Annotated in this window: 8 protein-coding genes; all 8 read left to right on the top strand. The window is 61.5% G+C overall.

All coding sequences use genetic code 11. The features are described from left to right. Positions 1–40 precede the first annotated feature (40 nt). Positions 41–3430, top strand: coding sequence for a PD40 domain-containing protein (locus JNN07_04220; protein MBL9166924.1), 3390 nt, complete (start codon positions 41–43; stop codon positions 3428–3430). A gap of 137 nt (positions 3431–3567) precedes the next feature. Then, positions 3568–5706: a DUF1549 domain-containing protein gene (locus tag JNN07_04215; GenBank protein MBL9166923.1), complete on the top strand. Its 2139-nt coding sequence runs from the start codon at positions 3568–3570 to the stop codon at positions 5704–5706. A gap of 2 nt (positions 5707–5708) precedes the next feature. Further along, positions 5709–7112: a DUF1501 domain-containing protein gene (locus JNN07_04210; protein ID MBL9166922.1), complete on the top strand. Its 1404-nt coding sequence runs from the start codon at positions 5709–5711 to the stop codon at positions 7110–7112. A gap of 51 nt (positions 7113–7163) precedes the next feature. Beyond that, the gene (locus JNN07_04205; protein MBL9166921.1) at positions 7164–9563 is read left to right on the top strand and encodes a hypothetical protein; all 2400 of its coding nucleotides are present in this window, start codon (positions 7164–7166) and stop codon (positions 9561–9563) included. Between the two features lie 102 nt (positions 9564–9665). Next, entirely contained in the window at positions 9666–10976 is a 1311-nt protein-coding gene (gene purD / locus JNN07_04200; protein MBL9166920.1) for a phosphoribosylamine--glycine ligase, read from the top strand. A 37-nt stretch (positions 10977–11013) separates the two neighbouring features. Next, on the top strand, positions 11014–12090 hold the full coding sequence (locus JNN07_04195) for a hypothetical protein (protein MBL9166919.1): 1077 nt from the start codon (positions 11014–11016) through the stop codon (positions 12088–12090). Between the two features lie 54 nt (positions 12091–12144). Next, a complete protein-coding gene (gene rpiB / locus JNN07_04190) occupies positions 12145–14313 on the top strand; it encodes a ribose 5-phosphate isomerase B (GenBank protein ID MBL9166918.1) in 2169 nt (722 codons plus the stop codon). Between the two features lie 497 nt (positions 14314–14810). Further along, positions 14811–16139 carry a transcription termination factor Rho gene (rho, locus tag JNN07_04185; GenBank protein MBL9166917.1) on the top strand — a complete coding sequence of 443 codons (1329 nt, stop codon included), beginning with the start codon at positions 14811–14813 and terminating at the stop codon, positions 16137–16139. The last annotated feature ends 13 nt before the right edge of the window (positions 16140–16152 follow it).

Below are 16152 nucleotides of genomic sequence, written 5' to 3'. Positions count from 1 at the left end.
CGGCTATACAAATCAGTTCTCGGATGGTGATGTTGCCGACATGAATCAGCGCGCATGGCGGCAGCTTTCGGCAGGGTGCATCGTGACGGCGGTTCTGGTTTTCAGCGGCGTCATCGGACCGGTTCCAACGATCGTTGCCCAAGAGACCAAGCTCGGATATTATCGTTTTCCCGCCCTCTATCGCGACACGGTGCTGTTCACGGCCGAGGGAGATCTGTGGCGCGTCGGAGCATCGGGAGGCGTGGCGCAGCGCTTGACCACGCATCCCGAGGAGGAACGTCGCGCGTGCGTCTCACCCGACGGCAAGTGGATCGCCTTTGCTGCCAGCTACGAAGGCCCCACCGAGGTCTACACCATGCCCTTTTCGGGCGGCTTGCCGGTGCGCCGCACCTACACGGATCAGACCACCGAGCCCGTGGGTTGGACTCCGGACGGCAAACTGCTTTACACCACCCTTCGGTACTGGGTCCTTCCCGATCAGCAGATTCACGTTCTGGACTTGGAGAGCGGGGCCACCACGCTGCTGCCTCTGGCCCAGGCAAGCCGAGGGGTCTTTGATGATGCGGGAGATTCCTTCTTCTTCACCCGGCTGCCTTTCAATCAGGGCAGCGTGAAGCGTTATCGCGGCGGCACGGCGGAAAACCTTTGGAAGTTCAAAGCCGGAGAGCCCGAGGCGGTGCCTTTGACGGCCGACTACGCGGGCAGCAGTCGCTGGCCGCTCTGGTGGCAAGGACGGGTTTATTTCGTCAGCGACCGTGACGGCTTCATGAATCTGTGGTCGATGGCACCGGATGGCACGGGCGTGAAACAGCACACGGCCCACCAGGGTTGGGATGTCAAATGGCCGAGCCTCTCAGAAGGGCGGATCGTGTATCAGCTGGGCGGCGACCTCCGGCGGCACGACATCGCATCGGGCCAGGACATCGTGATCCCGATTTCTCTCGCCTCGGATTTCGATCATCAGAGGGAGAAATGGGTGAAGAAGCCGCTGGACTACGTCACCGCGGCGCACCTGTCTCCGACGGGCGATCGCGTCGCGCTCACCGCGCGTGGGCAGGTCTTTGTGGCTCCGGTGGGACCCGGGCGGCTGGTGGAGGCGACGCGGCAGTCCGGCTTCCGATACCGCGACGCCCGGTTCATGCCCGATGGCCGGAACCTGGTCTCGCTTTCCGATGAAAGCGGCGAGGTGGAGTTCACGCGGCTTCCCGCCAATGGCCTTGGTCAGCCGGAGCGATTGACGACGAATGGAACGGTTCTCCGCTGGGAGGGCGTTCCTTCCCCGGACGGCCAGTGGCTCGCCTGGGCGGACAAGGACCAGAAGCTCTGGGTCTTTCACTTGGAGCGAAAGGAGCTTCGCTGGGTGGCCGATTCACCTCACTTCGATTCCTTTGACTTCAGCTGGTCTCCGGACAGTCGCTGGCTCGCCTATTCCGTCGCGGGCGACAATCAGTACTATCGCATCTGGCTCTACCGCCTCCAGGATCAGTCCAAGACTCCGGTCACGAGCGATCGCGTCTATAGCATCGGCCCGCAGTGGAGCCCGGACGGCAAGTGGATCTACTTCCTCTCCGACCGCCATCTGGAGTCCCTGGTTTCCAGCCCCTGGGGGCCGCGGCAGCCAGAGCCGTTTTTCGATCGATCCACCAAGCTCTACCTCGCGGCCTTGACGCCGGGGTTGCGCTCGCCTTTTGAGCCGCCCACGGAACTGCATCCTCCCGCCGACAAGAAGGACGACAAGAAAGACGACAAGCCTGACTCCAAGAGCGGCACAGCTGAGGCCAAGGAACTCAAGCAGACCGAGTCTGCCGGGAGTGGAGAAGCCAGTAAACCCAAGGAGGTCGCAGCCTCGACCAACGCGCCGCCGGAAGTGGTGATCGATCTGGCGGGAGTTTCCTCGCGGATTTGGCCGGCACCGCTGCCTCCGGGAAATTACCAGGAGCTGGCGGTGGGTGAGAAGCGGGTGTTCTGGCTGTCCCGCGACGCCGGCAAGGATTCCAAGCCCAAGCTCCAGACTCTCGAGATTGGTTTCGACGACCCGAAACCCAAAACGCTGGTGGAGGACGTTCAGGGCTATGAGTTGTCGGCCGATCGGAAGAAGCTCCTCATTCGCAAGGGAGACAACTTTCATGTCGAGGACGCGTCCGCGTCGGCTCCCGCCAAGCTGGAGAAGTCGATCGATTTGAAGGGCTGGAGCTTTTCGCTGGATCCTCGCGAGGAGTGGCGCCAGATGTTTCGCGAGGCGTGGCGGTTGGAGCGCGACTATTTTTACGACCGCAAGATGCACGGCGTCGACTGGCGGGCGGTGCTGGAGAGATACTTGCCTTCGGTGGATCGGATCACCGACCGGGCGGAGCTCAGCGACCTGATCGGCGACATGGTCAGCGAGTTGGCCGCCCTTCACATTCGCGTTGTGGGAGGGGACCATCGCGACGGGCCGGATAACGTGAATCCAGGCACCTTGGGAGCCGAGCTGGTTCGCGACTCCCAGCGCGAGGGATGGCGGATTGAGCGTCTCTATCGGTCCGACCCCGACTACCCTGAAAAGCTGTCCCCGCTCGCCCGCCCCGGGGTGGAGCTCCAGGAGGGCGACGTGATTCAGTGGATCAACGGGGTGAGCACTCTCACCGTTCCTCATCCCTATGCATTGCTTCGCAATCAGGCCGGCCGCCAGGTGATTCTTCGGATTAAACCCCGGTCCGGTGAAGGCACGCGGGATGTCGTGGTGGTGCCTCTGGATCGCGGAGGAGAGACGGATCTGCGGTACTCGGAATGGGAATATACCCGTCGTTTGCGAGTGGAGGAGCAGGGGAAGGGGCAGCTCGGCTACGTGCATCTGCGGGCGATGGGCGGTGACGATATCGCCCAGTGGGCGCGCGAGTTTTATCCCATCTATGATCGCAGAGGCTTGATCATCGATGTGCGCCACAACCGCGGCGGCAACATTGATAGCTGGATCCTCGAGAAGCTGCTTCGGAAGGCCTGGTTCTATTGGCAGCCGCGGGTGGGAAAACCCACGTGGAACATGCAGTATGCGTTTCGGGGGCATATGGTGGTGCTCTGCGATGAATTCACGGCATCCGACGGGGAAGCTTTCGCGGAAGGGTTCAAGCGTCTCGGCCTGGGCAAGGTGATCGGCAAACGAACCTGGGGCGGCGAGATCTGGCTTTCGGCCAACAACTGGCTGGTGGATAAAGGAATCGCCACGGCGGCGGAGATCGGGGTCTACGGGCCGGAAGGGCAGTGGCTGATCGAAGGCCACGGGGTGGAGCCGGACGTGGTGGTGGATAATCCTCCGCACGCCACCTTCAAAGGGGAGGACGCCCAGCTGACCCGCGCGATCGAGCACCTGTTGGAGGAAATCCGACTGAAGCCCGTGGAGGTTCCACCCGCGCCCCCGCACCCCGATAAGTCGTTCAAGCCCGCGCGGTAGCCGTTGCGTGGGAGACGCCCGCGAACGCGATAGCCCAAGAATCCTTAGGGACAATCCGCCTAGATCCAGCTAGCCTTGGTCCGGTCGCCGCCGCAAGGCGCCCGAATTTATCGTCCTGCATGTCGTCTGATGGAAGCGTGTCAACGTCCCGATCCAGTACCACCGTCCTGTGCCTGGGATTTCTGCTTTGCCTTGCGGGAACCACCCAGGCCGGCGAGCCGGCGCCTCACTGGGCCTTCCAGCCCATGCGGGAGCAGCCGCCGCCCGCCGTTCGAAACGAGCGCTGGATTCAATCGCCTGTGGATCGATTCATTCTCGCGCGGCTCGAAGCGCTCCGAGTGGCACCCAGCCCGGCGGCGGGACGGCAGCAGCTGATTCGCAGGGCGACGTTTGATCTGACCGGGCTGGCCCCGACGGCGGCAGAAACCGAGGCTTTTCTGGCGGACACTTCGCCCCGCGCCTTCCAGACCGTGGTGGACCGTCTGCTGAATTCGCCTCGCTATGGGGAACGGTGGGGCAGGTGGTGGCTCGATATTGCCCGTTACGCCGACAGCAATGGGCAGGACGAGAACAAGTTCATGGCGAATGCCTGGAGATACCGCGACTGGGTTATCCGGTCCTTCGATCGCGATCTTCCCTTCGACCAGTTCGTAACCCTGCAGCTCGCCGGGGATCTGCTTCCGGCCGAGGGGGTGCCGGAGCCGGTGCTCTTTGATCGATGGACCGCCACCGGCTTTCTGGTTCTCGGGCCGAAGATGCTGGCGGAGCAGGACAAGCCCAAGCTCGTCATGGATTTGGTGGACGAGCAGCTCGACACGATCGGCCGCGCTTTTCTGGGGCTGACGGTGAGTTGCGCGCGCTGTCATGACCACAAGTTCGACCCTATCTCCACCCGGGATTACTATGCGCTGGCCGGTATCCTGAAGAGCACCCGTTCGATGGAGAACTTGTCGTTTGTGTCCAAATGGAACGAACGCAGCATCGCCACTCGGGAGCATCGCGACCTGCTCGCTCGTTTTCGTCAGCGGACCAACGAGATCGGGCTGGCGTTGGCCGCGACGATCCGTGAGGCCAATCAGGCGGTGGAGAAAGCAGGCGTGGCCGGGGCGGGGAACACCAATGCTCCCTCCGCTGCAGCGGTGCCGGCGGACCGCCGTCCGCTTTGGTCAGCACAGCATCTGGCTGCGGTGAGCCGCCTCGAAGCGGAGCGTGCGAGCCTGCTTTCCAATGCTCCGCCGGCAGAGCCGTTCGCGCCTTCGGCCGATGAGGGATCGGTCACGAATCTGCCGGTGCATGTGCGCGGCAGCCATTTGACCCTCGCCAAGGAGGCCGTTCCGCGTGGATTCATCCAGGTGCTAGGGGTGTCGCATGCTGACCCGATTCCCGAGCGGCAGAGCGGGCGGCTGGAGCTGGCCCGGTGGCTTGTGAATCCCCAGCATCCATTGCTGGCGCGGGTGACCGTCAATCGGCTCTGGCAGGCCCACTTCGGGGAGGGCTTGGTTCGGACTTCGGACAATTTTGGGGTGAAGGGCGAGGAGCCATCGCATCCGGAGCTTCTGGACTGGCTGGCCGCTGAGCTGATTCGCTCCGGCTGGAGTGTGAAATCGATGCATCGGCAGCTGATGCTTTCGGCGGTTTACCAGCAATCCTCAGCTGCGCCGGAGCGCACGGCGGGGGGGCACGAGATGCCGCTGGATGTGCTGGATCCAGACAACCGCCTGTTGAGCCGTTTTCCCCGGCAGCGGCTGGAGGCGGAGATGGTTCGGGATGCGCTGCTGCAGGTGGCCGGGCAGCTGGACGTCACGGTTGGAGGGTCCCTGGCCCCTTGGAAGAACGATGAGTATGTGCCGGGCGACGAAGAACCTTTTCGATCGCAGCGGCGATCGGTGTACCTTCCCATCATCCGTGATCGGGTGTATGATGTGTTCACTCTGTTCGATTTTGCCAACCCCAGCGTGGGGACGGCCAAACGCGGATCCACGGTGGTCGCTCACCAGGCCCTCTTTTACATGAACAGTCCGCTGGTCAAGTCTTCGGCGAAGCGGCTTGCGGCGGAGGTTCTGGACGCGCCCCGGGCTACGGATGCTGAGCGCGCGCAGCGGTTGTATCGCCGTGTTCTGGGGCGTTTGCCGACTCGGGACGAAGTGGGCCGGGCCGTTGCGTTTCTCCAGCGTGCGGGAGCTGATGCGAAGGCATCGGGTGAGCTTCTTCATCGTGGCTGGTCGGCGCTGGCGCAGGTGCTTTTGGCATCGAACGAGTTCGCTTATCGAGATTGACCATGATTTTGCCTTATCCCCGTGATCTGAACCCGATCAGCCGCCGGCGCTGGCTGTCGCGGTGTGCGTTGGGCTTTGGTCAGCTGGCGCTGGGTGGCATTCTTTCGGGCCTGGGCAGGGCGGCTGCCGAGAGCCCGCTGGCCGCCAAACCGTCGCGTTTCCCAGCCCGTGCGAAGCGCGTGATCTTTCTGTTCATGCATGGCGGTCCCTCTCATGTGGACACCTTTGACTACAAGCCGTCGCTCATCAGGGATCACGGCAAGCCGCTGCCCTTCGCCAAGCCGCGGGTCCAGTTTGCCCAAACCGGGAATCTGGGCCGATCGCCGTGGGACTTTCGCGCTTACGGACAGAGCGGGGCGATGGTCAGCGACCTATTTCCGCAGGTCGGGGCTTGCGCGGATGATTTGTGCTTTCTCAAATCGGTTCATGGAACCAACGAGGCGCATGGAGGTGCGCTGCTCAAGCTTCACACCGGCTCGGATACGTTTGTGCGGCCGGGAATGGGAGCCTGGGTGTCCTATGGGCTGGGCTCCGAGAATGCCAACCTTCCCAGCTTCATCACGATGAACCCGACGCAGGGGCATGGCGGCGTGGGAAACTATTCCAGCGCTTTCTTGCCTGCGGTGCACCATGGCACTTCCATCAGCACCGGCGGTGGCAAGACCGCGATCCACTATCTGCACGATCCGGAGGAAAACCCTCAGCTGCAGCGTGCCCAGCTGGATTTGCTGGGTGCCATGAATCGCGATCACCTGGCGCACACCGGCGCCGATTCCGCGCTCGAGGCGCGGATCGAGTCCTTCGAACTGGCATTTCGGATGCAGATGGAGGCTCCGGAGGTGATGAATCTGGACCGGGAGACGGCCGCGACCCGCCGCCTTTACGGACTGGACGATCCCCAGACTGCCTCCTTCGCGCGGCAATGCCTCATGGCGCGCCGATTCAGCGAACGAGGCGTACGCTTCGTGCAAGCGACCCACGGATACTGGGATCAGCACGACAATCTCACCAAGGACCACGGCCGGTTGGCGGCGGAAGTGGATCGGCCGATCGCTGGGCTGCTTCAGGATCTCAAGTCGCGCGGGATGCTCGAGGAAACCTTGGTTATCTGGGGGGGCGAGTTCGGAAGGACTCCCACCCTGCAGGGTAAGGACGGCCGGGACCATCATCCTCACGCCTTCACCATGTGGCTTGCGGGAGGCGGGGTCAAGGCGGGGTTCAGCTACGGTGTGACCGATGAGTATGGATTTTATTGCGTCGATCAGAAGCTGCATGTGCACGATCTGCATGCCACCTTGCTCGCCCTGCTGGGCTTGGACCACGAGGAGTTGACCTTCCGTCACGCCGGGCGCGATTTTCGACTGACTGACGTTCATGGCCGCGTGGTAGACGATCTCTTCGCCTAGATGGGTGGTTCAGCACTTGGCAGGCGGTTCGATTCTAACAATGGACGAGATATGAATAAACCGTGTGTCAGGACAAACCGTCTCCCCGTTCGAGGGTGGCCGTTCGGCTTCGTCGCCCTCCTATGGATTGGGCTGTCCTTCGCATCGGGAGTTCCTCCGGACGCGAACTGGCTATCCCTCGCCAAGATCGATTCCGAGCCCGTGGCCATGTCCTGGGATACCCGTCCCCGGCTGTGGCTGCTGGAAGCGGTCACCACCTCCCCAGGACGTCAGGGGCGTGTCCTCATCGTCGAAGAGTCCGCGGCTCCGCAGCCGTCCCACGCCCTGAAATTGTTTAGTGACGAATTGCCTGACTCCACGGGCTTCATCTGGACCCCGCAGGGGGTGTTGGTGGGGACAGCCACCGGACTGTGGCTATTGCAGGATACCAATCTCGATGATCGCGTTGACCGACGTCAGCAGTTGGTCACCGGCTTTCTGGGGACTGGCCAGGGTGGCAAGCTCACCTCGTTCGTGCGCGGGCCTGACTCTTGGATCTACTTTCTCCACGAAGGATCGGGGGTGGCTTCGCTTGAGTCCAAACAGGCGGGGGTGGTCGTTCCCTCGCGCGCGGGGTGTGGAGTGATGAGGTACCATCCCGAGGCACGAATCCTCGAGACCGTCTCGGACGGCCCGTTGCTGCCGGTAGCTCTTGCCTTCGATCCTGAGGGGAACCTTTTCGCAGCAACGCGCACGCGGGAAAGCCTCTTCCACATCGTCGCGGGGGGCAATTTCCTTCCTTTGAACTCTTTCCCGACGCCCCTGCAGTATCGGACGCCTCGAATGGGTGCGGTTGGTGACCCAAGTTTGCACCGCTACGGAAGCTACGGGCTTACCTTCGCAGAAGCATCCGATGCAGTGGGCTCCGGTGTTGTGGGGGGTGTTTTGTGGTTTACCAACGTTCCCTCCCGATTGAGTTTTCGCCTCCAGCCCGATGGGGCCGGTTTTCGCGCGAGTGCGGTCTTCTCAACCTTGGGACCAGAAGCGGCGTCATGGCTGGAGCGGGGAGAACGCTCGATCGCGGGACCCGGAGGGGCGATGTGGGTGCGCAGCGGCGTCGGCATTGCTCGTATTGGGGGGGCGGGGCTGGCTTCCGCGGCCTCGTGGAGTTCGCTCGCTCGCGTGCGCTCCGCGGAACTGATCCCGTTGTTGGAGTCCACTAATGGATGGTTGCGAACCTGGGCGCGTCAGCGCCTGGCTAGCGAGGCTTCGGCGGAAGACCGACAGGCCTTGTTTCGGCGGCTGGACGAAGGGCCTTCAACCCGCGTTCGGCTGGAGTCGCTTTGGACGCTGGCATCCCTGAAGGCAGGGCGGGCTGAGGCTCTAACGCGAGCCTTGGCGGCCTCCGATGCCGTGGTGCGCGCCTGGGGGGTCCGACTACTCGGTGAGGTCGGAAGTTTGAGTCCTGAGCAGGGGGTAGCCCTGAGGGCCCAAGCGGAGCATCGCGACCCACGCGTTCGCCGCGAGGTGGCCAACTCCCTCAGGCGACTGGCTTACGGGGCCGCAGCCGCTACGAATGAACCCACTGGTTCAGCGGCGCAGACCGTGTTGCAGCAGGCGATGGAATCGTTGCTCCTGACCTCGGCGGGCGAGGCGGATGACGTGATCAAGTCCTTGGCCGCCGGTGCGTTCGACTCGCTTGTGGCGAGGGATGAGGTGGGTGCGTTTCAGGTTCTTCGGCGGGTAGGGGATCCTGGCTTGTCGCTGGCGGGGGAACTGCTGAACAGGGCCGTGCAGCAGCTTTTTGCCTCGCGCGACGCTCGTGCGGTGAATCGTGGATTGGATTTCCTGTTTGAGATCTCGGAGGAGTCTCCCGCGCTGTGTGCGGCGGGGTTGATGGGGATGATGAAGGGGCAGAAATCCAGCAAAGTCTGGACTGGATACCCAGGAGTGAAGCGATTGCTGAAACGACTTGCGGCGAGCCCGAACGACGAGCTGGCAGGGGCAGCTCGGCAAGTTGATGCGTTTTGCGGAAATCCGGCGGCTCAGAATGCGATCATCGCCAAGGTCAACGACAGTCGGCTGCCCGAGGCCGAGCGGTTGAAGGCGATTCGATTTACGGAAGTGATTCCGAGCGAGTTGGCTCGCTCGGCGTTGTTGGAGGCCGTTATGGCGACCAATTTGGTTTCCTTGCAGGGTGCTGCGATGGAGGTGCTGCGCGTGATTGGAAAGACGGAGGATCTCGAACGCTTGGTTCGCCGATGGGACGGCTTATCGACCGAGCTTCGACAGGTGTCTTCCGAAGTGCTGGTGGCCAAACTCGAATGGGTGCCGGTTTTGCTGCGCGGCCTTGAGGAAGGTCGCGTGAGGGCCGCCGATCTTTCTCCTCAGGCCGTGGTTCGACTCCGGGAACACCCGAACCTGAAGATTCGCGCTCGTGCGTTGGCGGCGCTGGATTCCAGCGACCGTTGATTTGGGGTGGGAGGGACTGTAGAACCTTGGCGGCAAGGGGATTACATTCCTCAATAAGTTCTTTGCTCTCGACGGGGCATTAGTGATTCAATCACCCGCCTGATGAAGATTTTGGTCATTGGCTCGGGCGGTCGCGAGCATGCCTTAGTGTGGAAGTTGGCGAACTCCAGTCGAGTGAAGCACCTCTGGTGCGCTCCTGGCAATGCAGGCATCGGCCAGGAAACCCTGGCCTCGAGTGGCGAAGCGGTGGAGTGCGTTCCGATCTCCGCGGAAGCCATTGCAGCTTTGGCCGATTTCGCCAGTGTTCAGCAGGTGGACTTGACCGTGGTCGGGCCCGACAACCCTTTGGCATTGGGCATCGTTGATCTGTTCAACGAGCGGGGACTGAGGATTTGGGGCCCGAACCGTGTAGCCGCCCAGTTTGAATCTTCGAAGGCGTTTTCCCAAGCCTTCATGGAGCGCCACGGCATCCCGACTGCGCGGGCGGGAACCTTCACCGACCCCGTGCTGGCCAAGCGTTTCGCGGCTTCGCTGGGGGGGCGTTGTGCGGTGAAGGCCGATGGTTTGGCGCTGGGCAAGGGGGTGCTGCTGTGCCATTCGGTGAGTGAGTCGGACGCGGCGATCGATGACATTTTGGTGAAGCAGGCCTTCGGACAGGCGGGGAGTTTGGTCGTCATTCAGGAGTTGCTGGAGGGCGTCGAGATCTCCCTGCATGCCCTGTGCGACGGCCGAGTTGCCAAGCTGTTTCCGAGTTCCCAGGATCACAAGCGAGCGTTGGATGGCGACCAGGGGCTGAACACGGGCGGCATGGGCACCTATTGCCCGACACCGTTCCTCACCGAGCAGCAGTTGCAGGAAACAGGTGAGCAGATCCTCGGTCCCTGGGTGCGTGGCTGTGAGCGGGAGGGGATTGATTTTCATGGCATTTTGTATCCTGGAGTCATGCTGACTCGCGAAGGTCCGCGGGTGCTCGAGTTCAACGCGCGGTTTGGCGACCCGGAAACGCAGGTTTACTTGACGCGACTGGAGAACGACTTGCTGGAGCTGCTCGAAGCGAGCGTCGACGGGACGCTGTCGAAGCAGGAGTTGCGCTGGAAAGCGGGCGCCTCCGTGTGTGTGGTGCTCGCCTCGGGCGGCTATCCGGGATCCTATGCCAAGGGCAAGGTCATCCGGGGGTTGGCGGCGGCCGCAAAGTTGGCGCAGGTGAAGGTGTTTCACGCCGGCACCGCGCTTCAAGGCGAGGATGTTGTCACGCAAGGCGGCCGCGTCCTGGGCGTCACGGCATGGGATGTCACCCTGGCGGCGGCGCAGAAGCGCGCCTATGACGCGGCCGAGCTGATTCAGTTTGAGGGGAAGCAGTATCGACGCGACATCGGGGCCAAGGGGCTGAGTCCCGGCTTGGCTTGCGGATGAACGACACACGCCGATGGTGCTGAACTCCGATTCACGTATGGAAACGAAGAACAAGAGCTGGACTTGTCTGAGCAGACTGGTGGGGTGGTGCTGGGTGGCATCCCTCTCCGCACTGCCGATGTCCGGTGCTGAGCCTGTCTCCTCGCCGGACTTTCGGGAGGTTTACGAGCTACTCCGAACGAACCTGCCCGGAATAGATGAAGCAGCATTGCAGAAGGCTTCCGTAAGGGGGTTGCTTTCCCAGTTCGCTGACCGAGTCAACCTCATATCGGGAACGAACGCACCAGCACCCGCCCGCCAGGATTCGGTGGAGGCCAGGCTGATGGAGGAGCGCTTCGCTTACCTCAGGCTCCCCCTGTTGGACGGCGTGGCTGATGAGGTGGCTCAGCAGTTGCGGGCCTTGGTATCCAGCAATCAGGTGAATGGCGGGATCTTGGACCTGCGGTTTACCAAGGGGCGCGATTTTGGGTCGGCGGTGGCGGTGGCCTCCCAGTTGGTCGCCGGGACTCAGCCATTGCTCGATTGGGGCGGGGGATTGGTTCAGTCGGGTGGAACGAGCATCGTGGCCCGGATTCCTTGGACCATTTTGGTCAATGCCGAGACCTCGGGGAGTCCGGAGGCCCTGGCGGCTGCGCTCCGCTTTACTGAGACGGGGATTTTGGTCGGAAGCAAGACGGCTGGGAATGCGGCGACCTTCCGCGAGTTCGCGCTCCAGAATGGGCAGCGGTTGTCGATTGCTAACCAACCCGTGAAAACCCCTGATGGAAAGGAGATTCCGAGCGGGGGTTTGGTTCCTGACATCACCGTTTCCGTGGACTTGGAACAGGAACGCTTGTATCAGCAGGATCCGTCGCGCACACTGGGCAAACCGGATGCGGCAGCCGCCAGTGGCAAGAACACTTCGGCCTCCGCTCGGGCGGCTCGCCGGCGCGTGAACGAGGCGGATTTAGTGCGTTTGCAGAAGGAAGGAAAACGTCTGGATTCGGACACCATTAGCACGGGCAACCAGCTGGATCCGGTGGAGGAAACCCCTCGGGTTCAGGATCCTGTCCTGAATCGTGCTCTGGACCTGCTGAAGGGTCTAGCCATTGTCCGCAAGGCGCGGCGCGGATAATTTCACCATTGACGAGTTGATAACACAGTTCCAATTTCGAAAGATCGCTACGACATGAAACGGGTTTTGTTCGTTTGCACCGGAAACATTTGCCGCAGCCCCATGGCCGAGGGGCTGTTCCGTCACATCACTCGGGGCCGAAAGGGCTACGAGGCCTTGTCGGCCGGGGTTGGGGCGATCGACGGTCAAGCTCCGAGCGAGTATTCGGTTCGGGCGTTGGCGGAATTGGGCATCGATATTGCGCACCAGCGCAGCCGTCCGCTGAGCGCCGACCTGGTAGCACGGGCCGACTACATTTTTGGGATGACCCACAACCACGTGGACAATATCATCCTCCTGTACCCGCAAGCTGCGGAAAAGACCTTCCTGCTGCGGGAGTTTGACGAGACGTTGGATCAGTATGAGAAAGACATCAGTGATCCGATCGGTGGTTCCTATGAAGTGTATCGGAACTGCCGCGACCAGATTGAGCAAGGCATTGCATCCATGTTGAATTTTCTAGACCAGACGGCCGGCGTATCCGGAGGAGCAGTTGAAAACACCGCGAAGGGCACCGTGGCCCTGGGTGCTGATCATGGCGGTTTCGAGCTGAAGGAGGCCATCAAGGAGCATCTCAAGGGGCTTGGACTGCGGGTCAACGACATTGGCACCCATTCTTTGGATTCTACAGATTATCCCGACTATGGTCATGCGGTCGCCCAGATGGTCGCTGACCATCAGGTCGAGTTGGGGATTCTGTTCTGCACGACCGGCGTCGGCATGAGCATCGCTGCCAACAAAGTGCCCGGCGTCCGTGCCGCCTTGGTGTTTGACGAAAAAACCGCCCAACTGGCGCGCGAGCACAACAATGCCAACGTCTTGTGCTTGTCCGGTCGATCGACATCCGCGGCTCAGGCGCGAAAGATTACCGAGGCTTTTCTGGCTTCGCGTTTTGAGGGCGGACGCCATGAGCGTCGGGTTCGCAAGCTGGAGCGTGCCGTCCCGCCGGAGCTGCAGCTGCGAAATGTGGACTCCGAGATCTCGCAGGTCATCGAGCACGAGCGCGATCGTCAGATGGAAAACATCGAGCTGATCGCCAGTGAGAACTTTACCAGCCCGGCCGTGATGGATGCTCAAGGGTCCGTCCTGACGAACAAGTATGCGGAAGGGTATCCGGGCAAGCGATGGTATGGCGGCTGTGAGAATGTGGACGTGGTAGAGCGCCTGGCCATTGAGCGTGCTAAGAAGCTATTCGGCGCGGAGCATGCCAATGTGCAGCCTCACTCGGGCAGCGGGGCGAACATGGCGGTGTATTTCGCCTTTCTGAAGCCTGGTGACAAGATGCTTACCATGGACCTGAGCCATGGCGGTCATTTGACCCATGGAAACAAGGCGAACTTCTCCGGTAAGTTTTTTGAGATCGTGCACTATGGAGTGCGCAAAGAGGATGAGCGGATCGACTATGATCAGCTGGCCCGCATGGCGCGGGAACATCGCCCCAAGATGATCACGGTGGGCGCCAGCGCTTACCCGCGAGTCATTGACTTTGCCCGCATGGGAGAGATTGCCCGGGAAGTGGGGGCCATGCTCTTGGCGGATATCGCCCATATCGCCGGACTCGTGGTGGCGGGCGAGCACCCGAGCCCAGTCGGTCATGCCGATTTCGTGACCACCACCACACACAAGACCCTTCGGGGGCCTCGCGGTGGCCTGATCATGTGTCGGGAACAGTTCGCCAAAGAGATCGATTCCCAAGTTTTCCCTGGAATTCAAGGCGGCCCGCTGATGCACGTGATCGCGGCCAAGGCGGTCTGCTTCCAGGAAGCGCTCCAGGAATCGTTCCACGCTTACCAGCATCAGGTCGTACGAAATGCTCGTGCGCTTGCAGATGGAATGAAGCGAAACGGCTTTCGTCTCGTCAGTGGTGGGACGGACAATCATTTGATGTTGGTGGATGTGGGAGCCCGCGGGCTTACTGGCAAGGATTGCCAGCTAGCCCTTGATGAGGCGGGGATCACGGTGAACAAGAACACGATCCCCTTTGAGACGCGATCGCCCTTCCAGGCCAGCGGGATACGTCTGGGCACGCCGGCGGTGACCACCCGGGGCATGGGCGAGCCAGAGATGGCCGCCATTGCCGACATGATCAGCGAAGTCCTCATGGATATTAAGAATCTTGACGCTGCGCACGTTGTGAGGCAGCGTGTTCGTGAACTGACCGCAAGTTTTCCCTTGCCGTATTGACCGAGCTGCCTGTTTAGCTCTACCGCAGCTGCCCACCCGGATTATCACCGGACCAGCCCTGCACGGAACAGTCCCGCACAATTCCCACATCAAAGTTCTGGGAACCTCACGAGGCCTTAACTGACCTCGTGAGGGCGCGAATCAAGCCTGATCGAGCGGCGTTTTATTTTACTGAAAAATTAATTATGGCCAAAGTAACGAAGAAGTCGGACAAGCCTGCTGAAGCACCTCAGAAAGCGGCATCCGGCCCTGGTGCTGTGCGTGACGCAGCCGACAAGCCTCGTGGTTTTCGTGGGGCTAAGCCCAAGATGGCGCGCAAGCCGAAGGCGGGGGAAGCTCCTGGAGCAGTTGAGCCTCGCGGTGAAGAGCAGTTACCCTTGAGGGAGCGGGATCCGGTATCGATTCCGTCGGTGCCCGGGAATCAGTCGCGGATTACGGCTGAGGTGGCGGAAGCGCCGCTGACCGAGTCGACCCAGCTGAATCCTCCCAAGCATGCGATTGAAACCGCGGAAGCCGAGGATACCCGTCCCGTTCGCAAGCCCGCTCCTGCCGACCAGCCGCAAGGGCAGACCGTGAACATCGCCAATCTTCAGGCGATGAGCATGAGTGATTTGAACCAGATGGCCCGCCAGATGGGCATCGAGAACTTTGGCACCATGCGCAAGCATGAGGTCATTTTCCACATCCTGCAGAAGAACGCCGAGCGGAACGGTATTCTCTTCTCTGAAGGCGTTCTGGAAGTGCTCGGTGAAGGGTTTGGCTTCTTGCGTTCCCAGAGCTTCAACTACCTGCCGTGTCCGGAAGACATTTACGTCTCTCCTTCCCAGATCCGACGTTTCGATCTTCAGACCGGCAATGTCATCGCCGGACAGATCCGGCCGCCGAAGGATAAGGAACGTTTTTTTGCGTTGTTGAAGGTGGAGGCTGTGGACGGCGAGGAGCCGGACAAGGCCAAGGACAAGACTCATTTTGACAACCTCACGCCGCTCTTCCCCAACCGGCGTTTCTTGCTCGAGACGAGCAATGACGAGCTGTCGACCCGCGTGTTGGACTTGGTGTGTCCGATCGGCAAGGGCACGCGCGGCTTGATTGTCGCGCCACCGCGGACCGGCAAGACGGTGCTGATGCAGAAGCTGGCGAACGCCATTCTGAAGAATAATCCGGAAGTGTACCTGTTTATTCTCCTGATCGATGAGCGCCCGGAAGAAGTCACGGAGATGGAGCGGAGCTGCAAGCCGGCCGAAGTCGTTAGCTCCACCTTCGATGAACCGCCTGAGCGCCATGTGCAGGTGGCCGAGATGGTGATCGAGAAGGCCAAGCGCATGGTGGAGCATAAGCGCGATGTGGTGATTCTGCTCGATTCCATCACTCGTCTGGCGCGCGCCTACAACACGGTGCAGCCTCATTCCGGGAAAATCCTCTCGGGTGGTGTCGATGCCAACGCGCTGCACAAGCCTAAACGCTTTTTCGGTGCGGCTCGTAACATCGAGGAAGGCGGGTCGCTGTCCATCATCGCGACGGCGCTCGTCGATACCGGTTCGCGGATGGATGAAGTGATCTTTGAAGAGTTCAAGGGCACGGGGAATATGGAAGTCCATCTCGATCGCCATTTGGTCGACCGCCGCATCTTTCCCTCGATCAACGTCGAGCTCTCTGGTACGCGGAAAGAAGAGCTGCTCTATCACCCTGACGAGTACAACAAGGTGGTGGTGCTCCGCCGGGCGCTCACAGGAGTCCCGCCGGTCGAGGCGATGGAGTTGCTGCTCAATAAGCTCAAGAAGACCCGCAGCAACATTGAGTTCCTGCTCGGGATGAACATGGGCTGATCTGAGGGTTCTT

The sequence above is a fragment of the Verrucomicrobiales bacterium genome, assembly GCA_016793885.1.
In the GTDB taxonomy this organism is placed as follows: domain Bacteria; phylum Verrucomicrobiota; class Verrucomicrobiia; order Limisphaerales; family UBA11320; genus UBA11320.
The sequence above is the reverse complement of the archived record's forward strand: the minus strand, read 5'-3'. Positions and strand labels throughout refer to the sequence as shown.